We start from the raw sequence: 16,736 nt of genomic DNA on the forward strand, positions 1-16,736 counted from the left end.
TAGCAGCTTTAGCGATTTCCTTTCTACTCGACCTCGATTTCCATCTCCAGCTCGGCTTGCAGTTCCTCAATCGCAACTCGTAAACCATCGTAAATAGCGATTTCTCTACCAACAATTTCAAAACTGACTGCCAAAGCGTACCGAGCTTCTGAATCTGGATCTTTACTCCAGCCTTCGTGTCCCATAACCGCGATGCAAAAGTTTTCGGGAAGTTCGTTCGATTTGGCGATTGCCCAATCCTTTTGGACCGTGCCGGAACTTCGCTTCGCCCCCTCTATGTCACCGTGGTCAGTCCGTGCCCCAAGAGTCCAACGAAGTGTTTTCCCTTGAGCTGCATTGTCATCTGCGTCTTGGTCTTTCAATGCCCGTCGCCGAAACGACTCAATGGATTCGCCAAGCTTGCTGCTCTTCCAATCTACCCATGTCGATAAGTAGCGACGTAGGTTCCGCCTCGTTCGTCGTGGTTGAGCGACATACGACAACGTCACTTCGACAAGGACATCGTACTCGTAACCGGGACGTCGCAGGTCTTCCGGGATGGGTACCTGATACACATCGCATTCGCCAGCACGAATCCCTGTTTCGCCGGACGAGATGAGCGTCGTACGGTAATCTGTATTTGTCGTGGCACGCTCAAGGTCCGGAACCCCGTATCCTAATGTTCGGATCGCAAGGTTCGTGTCGACACCATCCCGTGTCCACTCGGGCCATCGAGCAGACTGCACAATGAGAGCGCGGTAGAGCAAACACGGCTCATCCGGAAGGAGTCGCTGCAGATGAACGGCAATGTGCGTCACTTTCGGCGCGGCAAACGAAGTTCCGATTTCGTCACGGTCAGCCGCCGGTCCCGGCCCGTGGAAAGTTGATCGAACCAATTCCGGGTAACAATCGCGTCCTTCGGCTGGCGTGGAGAGAATCAGGGGAGTTCCGGGCGATCTCAACAAGTCTCCGCCGAATTCAACAACTTCGGGTTTGATGACATTCCAGATTCCGAGCCACGACCTGCTAAAACTCGACGGTTGTGCTTCCTGATTAGCGAAGCTCCTCGATCCCGCTGACTCGTAGAAATTGTATGCGACGGAGCCCACAGAGATGGCTTGAAGACTTTGGGCCGGATTCGCGACACGAGCCGAAGGCTCAAGCAAGAATGCGGGATATGTTCGGCCTGCGTTGAGATGATCCCGTACTCCTGCATTCGGAGCCGGTGCAGTGCTTCGGAGGTTGCCAGTGCTTTGAACAATCAGAACGTCGAAGAGCTGGCACAGCGAATCGATCTCAGCAGCCCAAGCCGACATGTGTCGCAAACGGCAATGGCTGTCAGCATTGACTGAGTGATTGAATATTCGCGTTTTCCTTGGTCCGCGGTGAAAGTGTGTCACCACGGCATGTAGCAACGCTGCCGGGAACAATGCCTTCGGCAATTCACCGGCCGCATCGAGGATTCGGGCATTCTGAATCCAGCAAGGTAGCTGATAAGGACCATCTCGTCGGATCAGTTCACCGTACAAGACAGCACCAGCCACGCGAGTTCCGTGCCCTCCGGGAGCTACATAGTCCGCCACATCTGTGGCTGTTGTCGGGGGCGGCAGGAAACAACGTGACGTTGGCTTGTCGACACCCGGCTCGAGAAGCAGATGCTCTTCCTGAATTCCGCTGTCGATCACGCAAACGGCAGGAGCATCATCCTCTGGTGGTTGCGGAGATGGATACTTTTCCGCGTCAACACCGGCTTCCGAATCGAGATCGGGAAGTGTGATGTCGTCAGGTTCAACAACTTCAAAAACGAAGGGGAAGTTCAGGACAAAGTCTTTCAACCCTTTACCGCTAACTTCGACACGCATTGTGAAGCTGTCTGGCAAGGTGACCGCATCAACCGGATCTGTGTGATAGATTTGACCAATCGAGCCATTGTATCCGTCGACGATGATGCGACGAACTTCGTTAATTCGTAGCTCTTGGATGTCGTACCAAGCGTCGTACGCTTCAGTGCGTTCATTGGCCCAATCGCTTTCCTTCCGCGCCCATGTGGCGTCCGTGTCGCGTTTTCCTCGCTTCGGCACCGGCGGGATCTCTTGCGCCCCCAAGCACGTCACGCCGATATCCACGACGTAGTTGGCGTTGTCGTCAACGTTCGGCCACAGTCCAAAGAGAGGTTCCGAGAGGATTAGCCGCAAGCGTTGATTCTGGTCCGGATCGTCATCGACCCGATGCACACTGGCGATAGTCGCCGTGCCGTGAGCCGAACTTGCGAATCCCGTTACCGCATTCAAGAAATCGGACAGGTCGATATCGGCACTCGCCACGATCACAAACCCGCCTTCTTCCTCTGACACAATTTCGAATTTGAAATGATGACGAAGCAAATCGATGTCGAGGCCCGGATCTACTTCCAGAAGTAGTGGAACTCCGGGTGGAAGGTCCGGGAGTGACTCAGTGGCTCGCTGGGCAATCGTTGCCTGACGTTGATTGACGACGGTTGATGCGCTCGATTGCAAGTTTGCACTGTGGGTGCCTCGATTCGTGCGATTGTCGAGAGTCTGATCAGCGACCGAGCCACCACCGGTCAGTTTGGCTGCCCCTCTCTCACGAAGTATCAGCGGGAGATGTTGAAAGTTGCGTCCGTTCGGCATCGATTCCTACTTCGTCAGGCTTCCCCGTCAGGGCGTTTCAGTTCCGTAATCGCGGCTTCAAAATGCTCATGCTCCACGATGCGTTTGCCGCACAGGACGGCAGTCTTGGCGGCTGCCTGAGCAACACGAACAACGTATGCTGCGGACACGCCTTCAAGCTTGTCGACAATGTCGTCCCATTGGATGGACTTCGCCCGTTCAACGCTCGACAGGGTCAGCGACAGCAGCTTGTGAATCTCTTCCTTTCCCGGAAGTGGAACTTGGAAGACGTCGTCAAAGCGGCGAAACAGTGCTTCGTCGAGCGAGTTCTCGATGTTCGTTGTTGCCACGAGCAATCCCGGTGCGTCGTATTCTTCCATCAGCTGTAGCAGCGTATTGACGATACGTGCCACTTCGCCAATGTCTTTTGAAGCGACGCGAGAGCGAGCGATGAAGTCACACTCATCGAGAAGAAGCACGCACGGTTGTTCACGAGCTGCGTCAAACACAGCACGGAGGTTGGATGCTGACTCGCCGAAGTAGGAGGACACCAACGCGTCGAACCTGACCTTCATCAACGGCAGGCCGGTATTCCACGCGATGCGTTTGGCTCCCAGTGTCTTGCCGCATCCGGGAGGTCCGTACAGCAGCACTTTCTTTCGCGGGTTCAGCCCATAGGCGGACAACCTTTCGCGTGCCGCGAATTCTTTCTCGACTCGTTCGAATCGTTCGTCGATGTCGCGCCTCAGCACAATGTGGTGTTCGAGTGCGTCGTGCGGAATGAACGTAACGAGCATCTCGCGATGCCGTCGGCTGATCGGCAACTCGCGAATACTTCGATCCGAGTCGATGCCGCCTCGACTTGACCGCTTCTTCTTTTGCGTGTCGTCGAGGATCGATTCCAGCTCATTGGCAAGTCGCGAATGACCGCTCTTGCGTTCGGTCTCGACGATCGAGTCCGCAAGGCGATCGAGATCGTCCTGTGATCCCATCGCGATGGCTCGAACCAGTCTCTTGAGCATTTCAGCTTTCATTTCGTGCGCCCTCGAACTCAGAGTCGCTAGGTCTGCGCCCAGCGAATCCTGCTTGCCTGTTCTAATCTCTAGGTCTCCTTCAATATCGACCTTCTGGGCTGTGGTTCGCCCGCAAATACATCGTAGCCATTATATCCTTCCTGCCTTGACGACTCACGTGGCGAAGCCATATGTCGGTCGGAATTGTGACATATGGGCCGTTCGAGGTCGACACTCACTTCATTGTACGGCATTTCATCTTCCGTTATCGCTTTGACAACCACAGCACATAGTCTACTCAAGTGGCAAAAAGTCCAGCGGATTTAGGTAGATCCGACCTAGCGGCTTCTGGTTCCACTCCGTTGACATTCCACTGGGTCGACATGGCGAGTCCACTGAGCGAGCTTCAGGATTGTGCCGTCGCAGAGCAATTCATCCGGCCAACTTCGAGCTGTCGGCTTCAGTCTTTAGCACTCCCAGTCCTGACTCCGCTGGACTATGTTCTCTGGACCATGTTCGCTCGCAGCGGATTCCGCTCCACATAACTCCATCGGTTTGGTCGGCGTCTTTGTGCTGCTTAGTTTTCAATTTCGCAGCTACTTCGAGCCGCTTGTCGTAATGGCTTCGATTCCGTTTGCTTTGATCGGAGTTCTTTGGGGACACGTGATTGTCGGCATCGACATGACCATGCCCAGCGCGCTCGGCTTTGCGTCTCTTGCCGGCATTGTCGTCAACGACTCAATCTTGCTTGTCTTGTTCCTCAAAGAGCGGCGGTTACAAAAGACAGACATTCTCTCGGCAGCGACTTCTGCAAGTCGCGAACGCTTCCGAGCAATCGTGCTAACGTCACTTACCACGGTTGCCGGTTTGCTCCCGTTGATCTTCGAGACCAGCCTGCAAGCACAAGTTCTGATCCCGATGGCCGTCAGCATCGCCTTCGGCATCATGACGTCAACGGTTCTCGTTTTGCTAGTCGTACCCAGCCTCTACGCCGTGTTGGCCGACCTCGGATTTGTGTCCAACGACGCGGCTGTTTCTCGATAGGGCACCCTTCGACGGATTCAACCAGCTCAACCCGATTGAACTTTTTGAAGCCAGCGAATGCCTCCAAAAGCCCAAGAAAAAAGCCGCCGATCATGATTGATCGGCGGCTTTCAAAAAATCCAGTGGAGGTAGACGGACTTGAACCGACGACCTACGCGCTGCCAGCGCGTCGCTCTCCCAACTGAGCTATACCCCCATGTGGGTCAAAAACTGAGACTTTCAACGCCTCAGCCATCGAGGACGGGGAATTTAGCAAGTTGTCGTTCGGGTCGTCAAGTCGTGGAGGGGCGAAACGTGGCGTCTGCCGCCGACAACGCCGGAAATGCTGGGAAGATCATGGCGGGCGGGGGAATCGGCGCTTTGCACTTCGCAGCCTAGAATGGGGAATTGTCGTTGTTGTGGGCCACTTGCTCACCTGTCCCGGTATTCGAGTTAACCTCATGTCCACCCGCCGTCGAGCCCGCGAAATCGTCCTTCAACTGCTTTACGAAGCAGACGTGAATGGGCAACGCTCCGCCGACTCCACGCGCGCCTTCATCCGCTCGCGGCTCCAAGGGCGGAATGCTCTGACGACGTTTTCCGAGTCGCTGCTGTGGGGGACGTTGGAGCACCGTGAGGTCATCGATCAACATCTCTCCCGCCTCGCCGCTCGCTGGTCTCTGTCTCGGATGGCCGTGACGGATCGCAACGTGTTGCGATTGGGTGTCTATGAAATCCTGTTCAGTGATACGCCCGGGCGAGTCGCTGTGAATGAAGCGGTCGTGCTGGCCAAGCGTTACGGAAACAAGGACAGCACGCGATTCGTTAATGGGATTTTGGACCGCTTGCTGAAGGAGTCCGAAGCGGGAGAGTTACCTGTGACGGCGAAATCGACGGCTGAGGAGTAGGGCGATGTTGAGGTGAGTGGGTGCGGTGTGCGCACGACTGGCTGAAGCTGGAACACCAGCCTGGTCAGACGGTGCTTGTGGGCTTCACCTACCCAACAGCTCGCTTGCCAACAAACGAGCCATGGTCACCTATGTCCCCTTCGTCACATTGGTCCCATCGGCGACAACGCCGAACCGCCCTAACAAAGGCTATCTGAGAGACGCCGATTCAACAGACGTTGCATTCAGCCGGTTGTCGCCGCTACACAAGCGTGGGCATCTGACGTTCAGGCGCCCGCTGGGACTGGCATGTCGGCGATTTGATAGGCTCGCGAGCGGAATAGGAAGTCGATGATGTTGCCTTCGTGTGGCTGCAGCCAGTTCAAACGATTGGTCGGAATCGGGCCGATGTTGACTCGGTCGATCTCCACACATCGACCGGCTTGATCGATGAAGGATGCGTCCGATGTCAGGACGGTTCCGACCAAAGTTGGACCGATGCGACGCAGCATTTCGGCTTGCGGGCATTCGACCACGCTGACGAATGGGAACATGTATTCCTTGGCGGCAACGGCGCGGTCCGGTGAATCGGCGTGCACGACCATCGGACGCAAATACGCGCAGTGTTCTCGCTCGATCAATTTCTCGCCGAACTGAGCGGTCATGTCAGTGACTCCCGATTCGGCCAAGTCGGATTCCACCATCGCGTACGTGCCCGTCGCCATGGCTTTGACGGTGAACGCGGCGAGGGCTGCGTCCGGGTCCGCTGGCGGTTTGACATCGACCGGACCGATTTTCTCCGCGATGGCTTGCGCGATTTCACGTGTGTGACGACTTGCCCAAATCCCGCTGCAGTTGATGCAGCTACGACCGGAGTTGCTCAACACGCTTTCGACCATCACGTCCAAGTAGTTTTCCCAGTCATCAACGACGTCGTCCCCGATCAGAATCTTGGAGAAGCCCGGCCCGTGAGCTTGCACCCGCGGGTTGCCGGCGTGCTGGGCGACCGTCTGTGCGCTGCCGAAGATCATACTGCGTGGCGAACTGGTCATGATCGCGCCGCCTGCGTCGTGACCACCGGGATACAAACCAAACGCCTCCGCGGGTACTCCGGCTTGGATGAATGCGGAAACCATTCGATAAGGAGTCCACGGTTCCTGCGACCCGGGTTTGAGCGCCAAGCCGACTTGCAACGGGATCGCTGGCAGCCACAGGGTGTGGACTCCAGGCGAATTGTTCGGCAGGATCGCACCCAGGATTGGCGTTTGGCATTGGTAGCTGACGATCACATTGCGGCCTTCTTCGCCGAAGCCTTTACTGAGAATCGACAGGTCCAACCCCCGCGTCAGGCACTGCAGGATTTCGTCCATGTGTGCCAGGACGAAACTGTTTTTCTTGAGATTCGAACGGCACATGTGTTCGGGCAGACCGGTACTGGCGGACTGCTGGTGAACAAAGTCCTCTACCGACTGGGTGGAGTCCCCGACGGTCAAATCGGCTGACTCGAACAACACTGCCGCTTCTTTGCACATCCCGATCAGGTCATCGGTCGAGTACTTCAACAGCGCTTCGCGAGCCTTGTGCGCTTGTTTCAAGTCCCGCGTGACGATTCCACCTCCGACCATGCCAAACTTCGCGATCGGTTCTCCGGTGTCAAAATGAACAACGTCGTTCATTTCCATGGATTCGTACGTCTTGCCCCAACGTAAAGGATGCAGTGTGATCATGGTGAAATCGATATTGGATGAAAGAGTGAGAAAGCGAATCAGCCGGATCGCGATCTGAAACGGTGAAGTTCGATGCGGCGATCTGGCATGATTCGATGATGGTCGCCAAGCAGACTCTCGGGCGACAGTTACTTATCCGTGTTGGCTAGTAAACGCCAACCGTTGTGGCGCTGGCCAATTCATGGAAGGGGCGAACTCCACTGACACCATCCCAGGGATAGGTCTCAAAGGGAGCTTCACGTTCTCCCTCGTCGCGTTCCATGAAACCAGGGACAAAGAACTCGTCGGTCAGCGTGTAGAGTTTGACGCGTCCCGTTTCGCCGTAGCCCACGACTTGATTGTAGTCCTCGAACTGGACGACTTCCGTGACCGCACGAGGTTGAGGAGCGTAGTAGCTGATTTTGTAGTTGTCCGCTGCGGTGACCGGCTTGCTGCAAGCGAGTCCCATCAGTGTGTTGCCGTAGGTCGGTGTCATGTAGATGCCGCCTTCTTCGACAGGACCGCCGAGCATTTCCTCGACACAGAACCGAGTCCATTGCGGTGTAAACTCGGTGCCACCGGAGAAGATGCCTTTGATGCCGATTTCCTGTAAGCTCGTTCCGCGATCCTCGAGTGCTTGGCCAAGTCCCTCCAGCAACTTCGGCGTTGCGAACATGCACTTGATGTCGTGGTCGGCGGTCAGGACCGTAACGGCTTGATCGATACAGTGCTTCTTGTACTCCTCCAGGTGTTCCATCCAACCTTTCTTGATCAACTTGACCACCCAGCGTGGGTCCAAGTCGATGCAGAAGCAGATGCCGCCGCGGTGTTGAGCCAAGTGTTCGACCGCAAGACGTAGTCGGCGTGGACCGCTGGGGCCGAGCATCAGCCAGTTGGAGCCTCGGGGGAAGTGCTCATCGGGCAGCGTGTCGCTGAATAGCTCGTAGTCCTTCCAATGGTCTTCGATCACCATGCGGCTTTTCGGAATGCCGGTGGTGCCACCGGTCTCGAAAACATAAACCGGCTTTCCAGCGTGTCCCTTGGGCACCCAGCGATCGATCGGGCCACCTCGCAACCATTCGTCTTCGAAATGGGGAAACTTCTTCAGGTCATCAAATGATTTGACGTCGGTCAGCGGATCGAAATTCAGCTCGGCTTTCTTTGTGAGCCAGAACGGGCTGCCGGTGTCTTCGCTGAAATGCCAGTGGACCGTTTTCAAAGTGTGCTCGTTCAGTCGATCGAGCGCTTCGGACGCTCGTGCGGCAACTTCCGCGCTCATTTCGGTCTCAGCAGAACTCATGGGCCTGATACTTTGGGTGGGTGGTGATGGGGTGGGAATGAGATGACGGAGAGTACTTCGCCAGAAACCAATTTATTCTGATGAGGTGCCAAGCCCCAGAGGGCAACGCCATGAAAAAAAGCCGCGGCCCTCTGGGACGCGGCTTCGTGCTGATTTTTTTGGGAAAACGCTTTACGTTTGGATTAGGGAACGATCGGGCTGGGGGGGGATGATGTCACGACGCCATCATCGTCGGCGGTTACCACCGCGATCGCGGCACCGAGTCCCGCCAGGCCAGCCAGGGCACCCAGATCACCACTGCCGCCGCCACCGCCAGAAAATCCGCCACCGCCGCCTGGAGTGCCTCCGCCGCTCATCGGGCCGTAGGCTCCAAGATCGTCGGTTGCAGCGGCATCGGAGGTGGCGACTTCTTCACTTTCGGACTCATCGCTCAGGATCGAGGCGGCACCGGGAGGAGCTAACTGTACCGACAAGACCGATGGCACCTCGTCGGCGAGAGCGACGAATGCTTTCTGGGACTCGCTGACAATCTGAACACTGCTCAAGGCCAACGGATCGAGCAATTCAAATCCGACGGCACAAAAACCGTGCGGTCCGGCACCGATGAGCGAGTAAACGCCCGTCTCCAGTTCATCAATGCGGAATTTTCCATCCATTTCGGTAACCGTCCGTCTGACTTCGACGCCGTCTTTGAAAATGAAAACATTGGTCATTTCGGCACCTGACCATGCGTCCCGCATCAGGCGACCGCTCAAACCACCTTGCGAAACAGCGACTTGCATGGGTGCGCCGCTGGACGTCATGCTTTCGGGCGGCAGGTCGGTGCGGACGTCTTGTGGTTCGCGTGACGGATCGAGGTAACGCAACACTGCCGTCTTGATCGTTGTCCGATCCAGTCGAGCGGCGGGAATGTCGATCGACAGCGTGCCACCGGCGACGTCTTCTGGCACCACATGCAAGACGCCGCACAAGAACGAACGGTCGCCACGAGAAATCACTGTGTAAGCCCCCGTTGGCACTTGGATGAAACGGAATCGACCGGTTTCATCGGTTCGTGACTCGGCTTTGTAGACCGTTCCATTGCCGGATCTCAGCAAGACTTCGGCACCCTGAACGGCTTCTGCATCTCCGGTGCTGACGGGCACCAAAATGCGACCTTCTACAACTCCATCGCCACTGGCACCGACCCATTGTCTGATCTCGCCATCGGCTGAAGCAGGTGTCGCTACGGCAAAGCCGAGGAGCCCGAATAACGCTGCAAAGATGGCACTCGTCAAGGAAAAGCGTTTCATGGCGTTGGCCTGATGGTTGTCACGGGAGTCTGTTCTTCAAGCGTGACGTGGTGAAATGAAGGATCTGCGCACAAATGGCGCACTCAAGTTGATTCATACTACCGCCAAATTAGGTACCGGCAACCAATTTTGGCCGATCAGAAACACATTTTCTCCATCTTCCGGGTTGAAAGATCGCGATCGATCGATTTGGCGGAAAACGTCCTCGGATCGTGCGGTTTACTCGATTTGGGCAGTCGATCGTAGGTCATGCTGTGCATGACGAACCACGGCATCCCCATCTTCACACTTGATGGTCCGGATTATTTATCAGCCGCAGCGTGATAGAGCGTCCCGGTTGGCATGGTTGTGTTGTCAAACGCTGGGTGTTGCCATTGGCCCTGAGCCGCGGGCCGTCAGGCCACGGGTTTTACGCACTGAAATGGATGCTTGATACGTGCAAGACCCGGCCGCTCACGCGTCGCGGCTCACGGCGTTTGGTAGCGTCATCCGCGTGGATAGGTTGAGCTGTTTGGGATTGAATGCCACTTCCCGCGAAATACTGTGATTCCACCACGTTCTGAGCGGGACGCTCTCGATAGCGTCCGGTTGCTGAGTATAGGCATGAGAACCGAACGCTATCGCGTGGCGGCTGGTATGCGCAGAACGTTTTCTGCTCAATCCGCGCAAGCTGTTTTGTGCAAACGTGTTTCAAAGACTGCAGTGAGTCGCGTGAATAATCCGGCCCTACGGTTCGGCTGGACTGCTGGAGCCACCGATCGTGAATCGTAGTTTCGTCGCGCTGTCGTTTTTCATCTCCAGAACCTCGACGACTGCACCATCCAATTGGATCACGTCACCTTGCGCCAAGATCTTTTGTCGATACTCCATCAATAGTCCGCTCACGGTGTCGGCTTCCTCCGACTCCAGCAACGGAATCTTGAGTCGATTGCGAGCGTCTTCGATCGGGGTCGTGCCACTGACGAGGAATGAGCCCGGTTCCTCGGGGACGATGTTCGGCTCTGCATTGTCGAATTCGTCGTCCACTTCGCCGACGATTTTCTCCAGCACGTTTTCCAAGGTCACCATGCCGGTGATGGTTCCGTATTCGTCGATGACAAACGCCATCAGTTGGTGCGTCGCCTGAAAATGCCTCAGCACGCGACTGATCGGCATGGTCTCGGGCACTTTCTTGGGCGGCCGCATGATGGAGCGAATATCGAATTGCTCGTCGTTTGGCGAAACGTGCAACAGGTCTTTGATGTGCACCACACCGAGCACCTTGTCGAGCGATCGATCGCAGACCGGATAGCGAGTGTGCATCGTGCGTCGTACCAGATCTCGCAGTTTTGAAACCGGTTCGTTGATGTCAAAGAAAGCGACCTCCCCACGTGGCAGCATCACGCGGCGAACGATCATGTCGTCGAATTCGAACACGTTGTTGATCAGTGAGTGTTCGTTGCGGCTCAGATTGCCGTGGATGTGGGCCTCACGCAACAGGGCTCGGATTTCTTCTTCCGTGTTGACGCTGTTGTGGTCGGACGACCCTTGGATCCCCACTAGGCGTAGCAGAAACGCTGTGACGACATTCAGGACGATGAGGAACGGGTAGAGGATGATGTAGAAAAACTTCAGTGGAACGGCACACCACAGCAGCATCTGTTCGGGGCGGCGGATCGCAAAGATTTTTGGGAACTGTTCTCCAGCGACCAAATGCAACCCTGTGATCGCAGTGAACGCGATCGCAAATCCGACGATGTGAATCGCTCGCGCATCCGTCACTCCGACCCAGCCGAGCAGGGGTTCGACCAGTTTTGCGAACGCCGGTTCGCCGACCCAGCCCAGTGCTAGTGAAGCCATGGTGATGCCGAGTTGGCAAGCCGAGAGAGATTCATCCAGCCGGACGGCCAGCCATTTTGCTGTGCCGGCGAAGAGTTTTCCGTCGCGAACCAGTTGCTCGATTCGCGAAATCCTTACTTTGACCAACGAGAATTCGGCTGCGACAAAGAAGCCGTTGAGAACGATCAAGCCAAATGCCAAGCCCAAAAAAATGAGCGTCATGTACGAATCCGAGCGAGTTGCAAGTGAGAATGTGGGGCTGCCCAGCTAAGCGTGGTTGCTGAAAAGGAATTCTAGCAGAAACGACGCTTCACTGGGGCGAGCGTTCACTCGGTTGCATCCTCAACGGATGGGCGTGCGGGTGCGAATGGTTTGAACTCCAGTTCGCCGTCTGCATCGCTATGGGGAGAACCGCCGTCAGGAGGGATCGTGCCGGGACCCGATTGAAGCCAATCGCCCAGCATTTCTTTGCGTTCGGTGGAATCGGGGTCGCGCACTGCCGGGGTCGATTGCTCATTCGCGCTCGGGGCCGTCGGACTACGACTCGTGGTCGCAGTATCTTTCGGGGGCGATGTCATGCCAACGCTGCCGGGCGGGATCATGGTGTTCTCGATCATGGCCATCGGTTTGTAACCCGCGTTCTCAGGATTGCGACAGGGTTGATTGCAGCCCGAGCAGCGAGCACAGGGCTTGTCGGCTTTCCAAAACAGGATCTCGTCCATGCAAGATCGCGACGCGATGAAAACGCGATCGTTCGGTTGCAACTGGTAATTCGATGCGGTGTTGCCAAGCTGAACAATCTCTCGATAGCAGACCGGCAAAGTGACTCGGCACTCACAGGGATCCGTGGGGCGAGAAAGTAGGATCTGGCAGGGATCAGCACTGCTGGTCAATCCGCCCGCAGCGACGATCGCGTCGAGAACGGTTTCATATCCGGCCAAAGGATAGGCACCGGGATTGTTGACTTCCCCGAGCACATAAAAACGATGCACGGGTTCGAGTAGTCGAACATTCACCGCGATGGAGTCGCAATTTGCGGGTAGGATGTCTTCTTTGTCAAACTCGTCACCGGCCAACTCGCGACATGCGGCTCGTTGTACTCGCATTTGCGATGTGATTTGATGTTCGATGAGCGATTCGGCTTGCTCCAGGTCTCGGCCCGCCACCACAACGCGGCCGTAGGGTCCCAGGTCAATGGTTCCATCAGCCATGACGGTTTGATCGGCGGGCAATCGAAGATCTTGCTCGTAGCTAAGCGGTTCGATCAACACCGCGTCGCCGGGCTGCAAAGTATGTGGCGCCAAAACCGTCTTTGCGTTCTCGCGGGCGATACTATGAGGAACCCGTGACGCGTTGAGGACATCCTCTGCTTCTGTTGTCAGCGTTGCACCGGCGGGATACAGCGACAATCCTAGCGAACTGCATCCGCTAAACAGGACCAAAGTCATCAAACACCCGATCCGTCTCACCCAAGCACCCGTCATGATCTCGTTTCCCTTACTCCGTGGAATCTCTACCCATGGAATAATCGGATCACTAGGCATGACACTCACTGCACAATGTCGACGCCCGTCATGACCGGTACAACCGGAAGCGATCGGTTTGTTGATACGGTGAGCCGCGACGCGTTAGGCGCGGATGTTTCATCAGCCGGAGTGCGCTAGCCCGGATTTTTCATAACCCGACGCGTCAGCGAGGGATACTCGGTAAATCCCTCGCTTACGCGTCGGGTTATGAAAAACAATCTGCATTTCTCAACGATTTCACAACTCAATGTCAAGAATCTGCTTGCGCTAAAATCAATCATCCGCATGAATCATCCGCGCCTAGTGCATCGTCCAGTCTTAGAAAGTGGGTTCGGTAGATGAGCCGTTTTGGCGTTAGCCACGGTTTTCGTGACACAACCGTGGCTAATGCCAAAACGGCTAACCCCAAAATCAAGACCGGATGACGCACTAGTGCGTCAGCGTTGAAAGGCGTCCGCGGCAGCGGCACCAACGATCAGTCGTTGGCCTTCACGCAAGATGAATCGGACGGATTCCTCGCGAAAGGTTTCGACCGGTTGCAGTCGAACCAGTGGGTTTTGCACGGTTCCCATCACGCGAATCACCAACGTTCTGTCCCGCAGCAACTCTGAAACGCTCAGGATTGCCGAGGTGGGCAGAAGTGAACGCAGTGCGTAGCGTTGTGCCAGTTGGGCAAAGTTTGCGGAGATGTCGCGGTAATCCCCGGTGGCGATCAATGCATTCAAATCCATTCGTCCGCTACGCATGTACACACGGCCATCGGCTTGCACCAATGCGGTGTCGGACCCGATCCAGAATTCGTCCAATGTCACAATCCCTTGACCGATGATCCCAACGGCCAGACCTGTATCAAACGTCTCGGTGGCCAATGAGATCGGTCCCAAAAATTTTCCGACGCTGATCAATCCCGGTATCGCGGAACCTTGCGTGTCACCGAGTCGAAAGCGGAACCGACCGACCATGTCGTCGATCGACGAGATCGATTTGCCGCCAATGGTGATTTCGCCTGTCAACTCTCCTTTCGCCAACGAAATGCTCCGTCCCAACTGATCGGACAAACGGACGAAATCAACGCGGCGCAGTTGCCAGCGGCTGTCCATGTCGATACCCCCGGTTGCCCTTCGGGCCGAAGACAATGCCAGTTCACCCTGCAACTCTCCTCCACCGACATTCGAACCGACCGACGGAAAACGCAGTCGCCACGCTCTGGTCTGGGTGTTTATCTCCGCCGCGAACCCGCTGTGAGCATTTCCCAGTGGCTGAGCGTAGAGTTTCAAGTCGCGACCCAGCACATTGCCGCGAATCCGTATCGCATCCAGGGTACCAGCGACGGTAACGGAGCCACTGACGCGGCCTTGATAGTCCGCCGCAAACGGCCCCAGAATCGAAAGGGCGCGACTCAGTTCGACGCGAGCTGCCGAAACGGTCAATTCCGGCTGCGGCGAAAATTTCTGCTGAGAGTCGATCACGCGTACACGACCGGAGACTCTGAGGTTTCCCTGAGCATAGTCGGCCAACAGCGATTCGATAGTCAATACTCCTCGGTCGTACGTGGATCGCAAGGTCGCGTTCCGCGTCAGCAGACCTTCTTGATGGTAGATGTTGTTGAGCTGTACGACGATCGCCACCTGTGAAATGGGAAGCACACTATTGGAATCGTGATCAAAACCGGTCACGCGAATATCAGCCGAGACTCGCCCGGTCGTCGCTGCAGGTTTTGATTCGATGACGCTCAGTAAGGATTCAATAGCGATCCCCTGAGTCGTCAACTGCAGTCGATTCATCCGCATACCCAAGTCGGACCACTTGTCATCCGACTCCATTTGCGATGCGGTTTCCACTCGAAATTGCCCGTCGAATAGTTTTCCGAATGCATCAAGCGACAATGCACCTTGATCGGCCGACAGTGTTGCCTTGAAATTTCCGATCGATTGTGACCCGACGAATATCTCATCGGCGGTAAATGATGCATTCCCGGAGTGAGCGACCGGTTTGGCGATCGCGTCTGCGGCAACGTTCCACTGCACGTCTCCAGAAAAGCTGCCCGTGAGCCGTGTCGTCTTACCACCGGCAAGCGGCAAATCGACACTTGGTCGGATGTTTTGAAAAGTCGCATCCACCGCAAAACGCTGATCTGTCTGCAACGGCACGGTTGCATTCCCCTGGAACTGTCCACCGAAGATCGCCGCGTCGACTTGTTGAAGCACCAACTGCTCATCTGTTAGATCAAATTCGCAGTCGAGGGATTGCAGCCGCATGTCGGCAGGCAGTGTTCCGGTTGCTTGTCGAGGCGTGATCGTCAACCGCTGTGGTGTCAGCCGAAGGTCGTGCTCCAGAACTCCTACATCGACCCCACCGACCGAGATGCTGGGAGAGGCCAGCGATGCTTGAACATTCCATTTCGATTCGGAAACCGTTGTCGCCACATCCCCGGTCGCAGTGGCCCGCAGGTCCAGCTTTCCGGCGACAATACTGGGTGACGAACTCGACGGTTGGACGATGGCCAGCACGGTCTCGGTCGGCAAGTCATCGCCAGCGATTTGAATGCGAAACGCTCCACCTCCTTTCAATGGTAGATCAAGATTTCCCATCAAGCGGACGGGCGAACGAGTGTCTCCGCCGTCCGTTGCTGTGACGGTAAAGCTTGGAACAGAAAGCCTGCCACCGGAAATGGTGACATCCGATAGCTTGCCAGATGCGGTTGGCAAATTCTGGTACTGGATGTCGTTGGCCGTCAGGTTTCCAGACAATTCATAGGACGCTACGTCGCTGAGCTGATCGATCGCAACGGAGAACGAGACGTCGCCCGACAACAAGCCACCTTGGATGGGCAGAGGTTCATTTGGGTCGATGAAGCGTGACACCAAATCCACGATGGGAGCAATCGCAATGTCGCTGACGCGTAGTTTTGCGGTTGCATCCTTTCGCGGAACAAGCTCAAGGCTTCCGCTGCCTTGGATCCTGCCAGCTACCTGGTCCGCGTTGGTTTCACCGGGCCGGTCAACGATCGATCGCAACGATTCGAGTTTGGCCACGCCATCGCGGTACTGGATCAATGCGGAGAAATCTTGAAAGCGAACGTCATCGACAACGAGCGACTTGCTGGAGATTTTTCCATCGAGGCGATACTTTGCACCGTCACGAAGCGACGTGATGGGAATACCAACGTCGAAAGCGACGGAAACGTTGCCATTGACTTGCAAGCCGAGGTCGATGCCGATGGCCGAGAGTCGGCTGGCAAGTTTGCCGACATCAATGTCCGAGAAGGACCATTGGGTCGTCCAGTAACGCTCTGGGGCAGCGGGATTCGCCTGTGGATTCGCCTGTGGTGCCTGCGGAGCTTGAGCGAGAAGAACAGGTTGGTCGCCGTGGGCCTTGACGATCAGAGTCGTGCAGAACAGCAAGCTGATCAAACCAATTCTCAGCAACAAGGATTCATTTATTAGCGCAACTGGTATTGGGAATCGCCAGAATTCCTTTCGCATGAGATTTCTGCCGAAACCCACTATGACATCTATTGATGAAGCGTTCCTAAGCAACCTGCCCGCGACGAGCCTGCCCG

At 56.0% G+C, this 16,736-nt stretch carries 10 protein-coding genes and 1 tRNA gene; 2 read left to right on the forward strand and 9 right to left on the reverse strand.

Going from position 1 to position 16,736, the window contains the following annotated elements:
* Positions 1 to 23 precede the first annotated feature (23 nt).
* The gene (locus Pla52nx_RS12055) at positions 24 to 2,630 is read right to left on the reverse strand and encodes a S8 family peptidase (protein ID WP_146520121.1); all 2,607 of its coding nucleotides are present in this window, start codon (positions 2,628 to 2,630) and stop codon (positions 24 to 26) included.
* A 14-nt stretch (positions 2,631 to 2,644) separates the two neighbouring features.
* On the reverse strand, positions 2,645 to 3,631 hold the full coding sequence (locus Pla52nx_RS12060) for an AAA family ATPase (protein ID WP_342190388.1): 987 nt from the start codon (positions 3,629 to 3,631) through the stop codon (positions 2,645 to 2,647).
* Positions 3,632 to 4,120: 489 nt separating this feature from the next.
* On the opposite strand from Pla52nx_RS12060, the gene Pla52nx_RS12065 reads away from it, so the two are divergent.
* Positions 4,121 to 4,666, forward strand: coding sequence for an efflux RND transporter permease subunit (locus Pla52nx_RS12065; protein WP_146520119.1), 546 nt, complete (start codon positions 4,121 to 4,123; stop codon positions 4,664 to 4,666).
* 123 nt (positions 4,667 to 4,789) lie between these two features.
* Here the strand turns inward: Pla52nx_RS12065 and Pla52nx_RS12070 are convergent.
* Positions 4,790 to 4,862 (reverse strand) — tRNA-Ala (locus Pla52nx_RS12070).
* 244 nt (positions 4,863 to 5,106) lie between these two features.
* Here Pla52nx_RS12070 and nusB point away from each other — a divergent pair.
* Positions 5,107 to 5,553, forward strand: a complete 447-nt coding sequence (gene nusB, locus Pla52nx_RS12075; RefSeq protein ID WP_146520118.1) for a transcription antitermination factor NusB — start codon at positions 5,107 to 5,109, stop codon at positions 5,551 to 5,553.
* Between the two features lie 266 nt (positions 5,554 to 5,819).
* Here nusB and Pla52nx_RS12080 read toward each other — a convergent pair whose 3' ends face one another.
* The 6 genes from Pla52nx_RS12080 to Pla52nx_RS12105 all read right to left on the reverse strand — a co-directional run bounded on the left by Pla52nx_RS12080 (position 5,820) and on the right by Pla52nx_RS12105 (position 16,605).
* Positions 5,820 to 7,259, reverse strand: coding sequence for an aldehyde dehydrogenase family protein (locus tag Pla52nx_RS12080; protein WP_146520117.1), 1,440 nt, complete (start codon positions 7,257 to 7,259; stop codon positions 5,820 to 5,822).
* A 145-nt stretch (positions 7,260 to 7,404) separates the two neighbouring features.
* Positions 7,405 to 8,538, reverse strand: coding sequence for a hypothetical protein (locus Pla52nx_RS12085; protein ID WP_146520116.1), 1,134 nt, complete (start codon positions 8,536 to 8,538; stop codon positions 7,405 to 7,407).
* Positions 8,539 to 8,720: 182 nt separating this feature from the next.
* Positions 8,721 to 9,830 carry a carboxypeptidase-like regulatory domain-containing protein gene (locus Pla52nx_RS12090; protein ID WP_146520115.1) on the reverse strand — a complete coding sequence of 370 codons (1,110 nt, stop codon included), beginning with the start codon at positions 9,828 to 9,830 and terminating at the stop codon, positions 8,721 to 8,723.
* 726 nt (positions 9,831 to 10,556) lie between these two features.
* A complete protein-coding gene (locus Pla52nx_RS12095) occupies positions 10,557 to 11,870 on the reverse strand; it encodes a hemolysin family protein (RefSeq protein WP_146520114.1) in 1,314 nt (437 codons plus the stop codon).
* Between the two features lie 104 nt (positions 11,871 to 11,974).
* The gene (locus tag Pla52nx_RS12100; protein WP_146520113.1) at positions 11,975 to 13,132 is read right to left on the reverse strand and encodes a polysaccharide biosynthesis/export family protein; all 1,158 of its coding nucleotides are present in this window, start codon (positions 13,130 to 13,132) and stop codon (positions 11,975 to 11,977) included.
* Between the two features lie 479 nt (positions 13,133 to 13,611).
* Complete coding sequence (locus Pla52nx_RS12105; protein WP_197454592.1) at positions 13,612 to 16,605, reverse strand: AsmA-like C-terminal region-containing protein; 2,994 nt, start codon at positions 16,603 to 16,605, stop codon at positions 13,612 to 13,614.
* Positions 16,606 to 16,736: the final 131 nt, after the last annotated feature.

Origin of the sequence: Stieleria varia, from assembly GCF_038443385.1 — a bacterium.
Lineage (GTDB): Bacteria > Planctomycetota > Planctomycetia > Pirellulales > Pirellulaceae > Stieleria > Stieleria varia.

Coding starts and splice junctions, on each gene's coding strand:
- Pla52nx_RS12055 (WP_146520121.1), bottom strand. CDS start 2,630: ATGCCGAACGGACGCAACTTTCAACATCTCCCGCTGATACTTCGTGAG.
- Pla52nx_RS12060 (WP_342190388.1), bottom strand. CDS start 3,631: ATGCTCAAGAGACTGGTTCGAGCCATCGCGATGGGATCACAGGACGAT.
- Pla52nx_RS12065 (WP_146520119.1), top strand. CDS start 4,121: ATGTTCTCTGGACCATGTTCGCTCGCAGCGGATTCCGCTCCACATAAC.
- nusB (WP_146520118.1), top strand. CDS start 5,107: ATGTCCACCCGCCGTCGAGCCCGCGAAATCGTCCTTCAACTGCTTTAC.
- Pla52nx_RS12080 (WP_146520117.1), bottom strand. CDS start 7,259: ATGATCACACTGCATCCTTTACGTTGGGGCAAGACGTACGAATCCATG.
- Pla52nx_RS12085 (WP_146520116.1), bottom strand. CDS start 8,538: ATGAGTTCTGCTGAGACCGAAATGAGCGCGGAAGTTGCCGCACGAGCG.
- Pla52nx_RS12090 (WP_146520115.1), bottom strand. CDS start 9,830: ATGAAACGCTTTTCCTTGACGAGTGCCATCTTTGCAGCGTTATTCGGG.
- Pla52nx_RS12095 (WP_146520114.1), bottom strand. CDS start 11,870: ATGACGCTCATTTTTTTGGGCTTGGCATTTGGCTTGATCGTTCTCAAC.
- Pla52nx_RS12100 (WP_146520113.1), bottom strand. CDS start 13,132: ATGACGGGTGCTTGGGTGAGACGGATCGGGTGTTTGATGACTTTGGTC.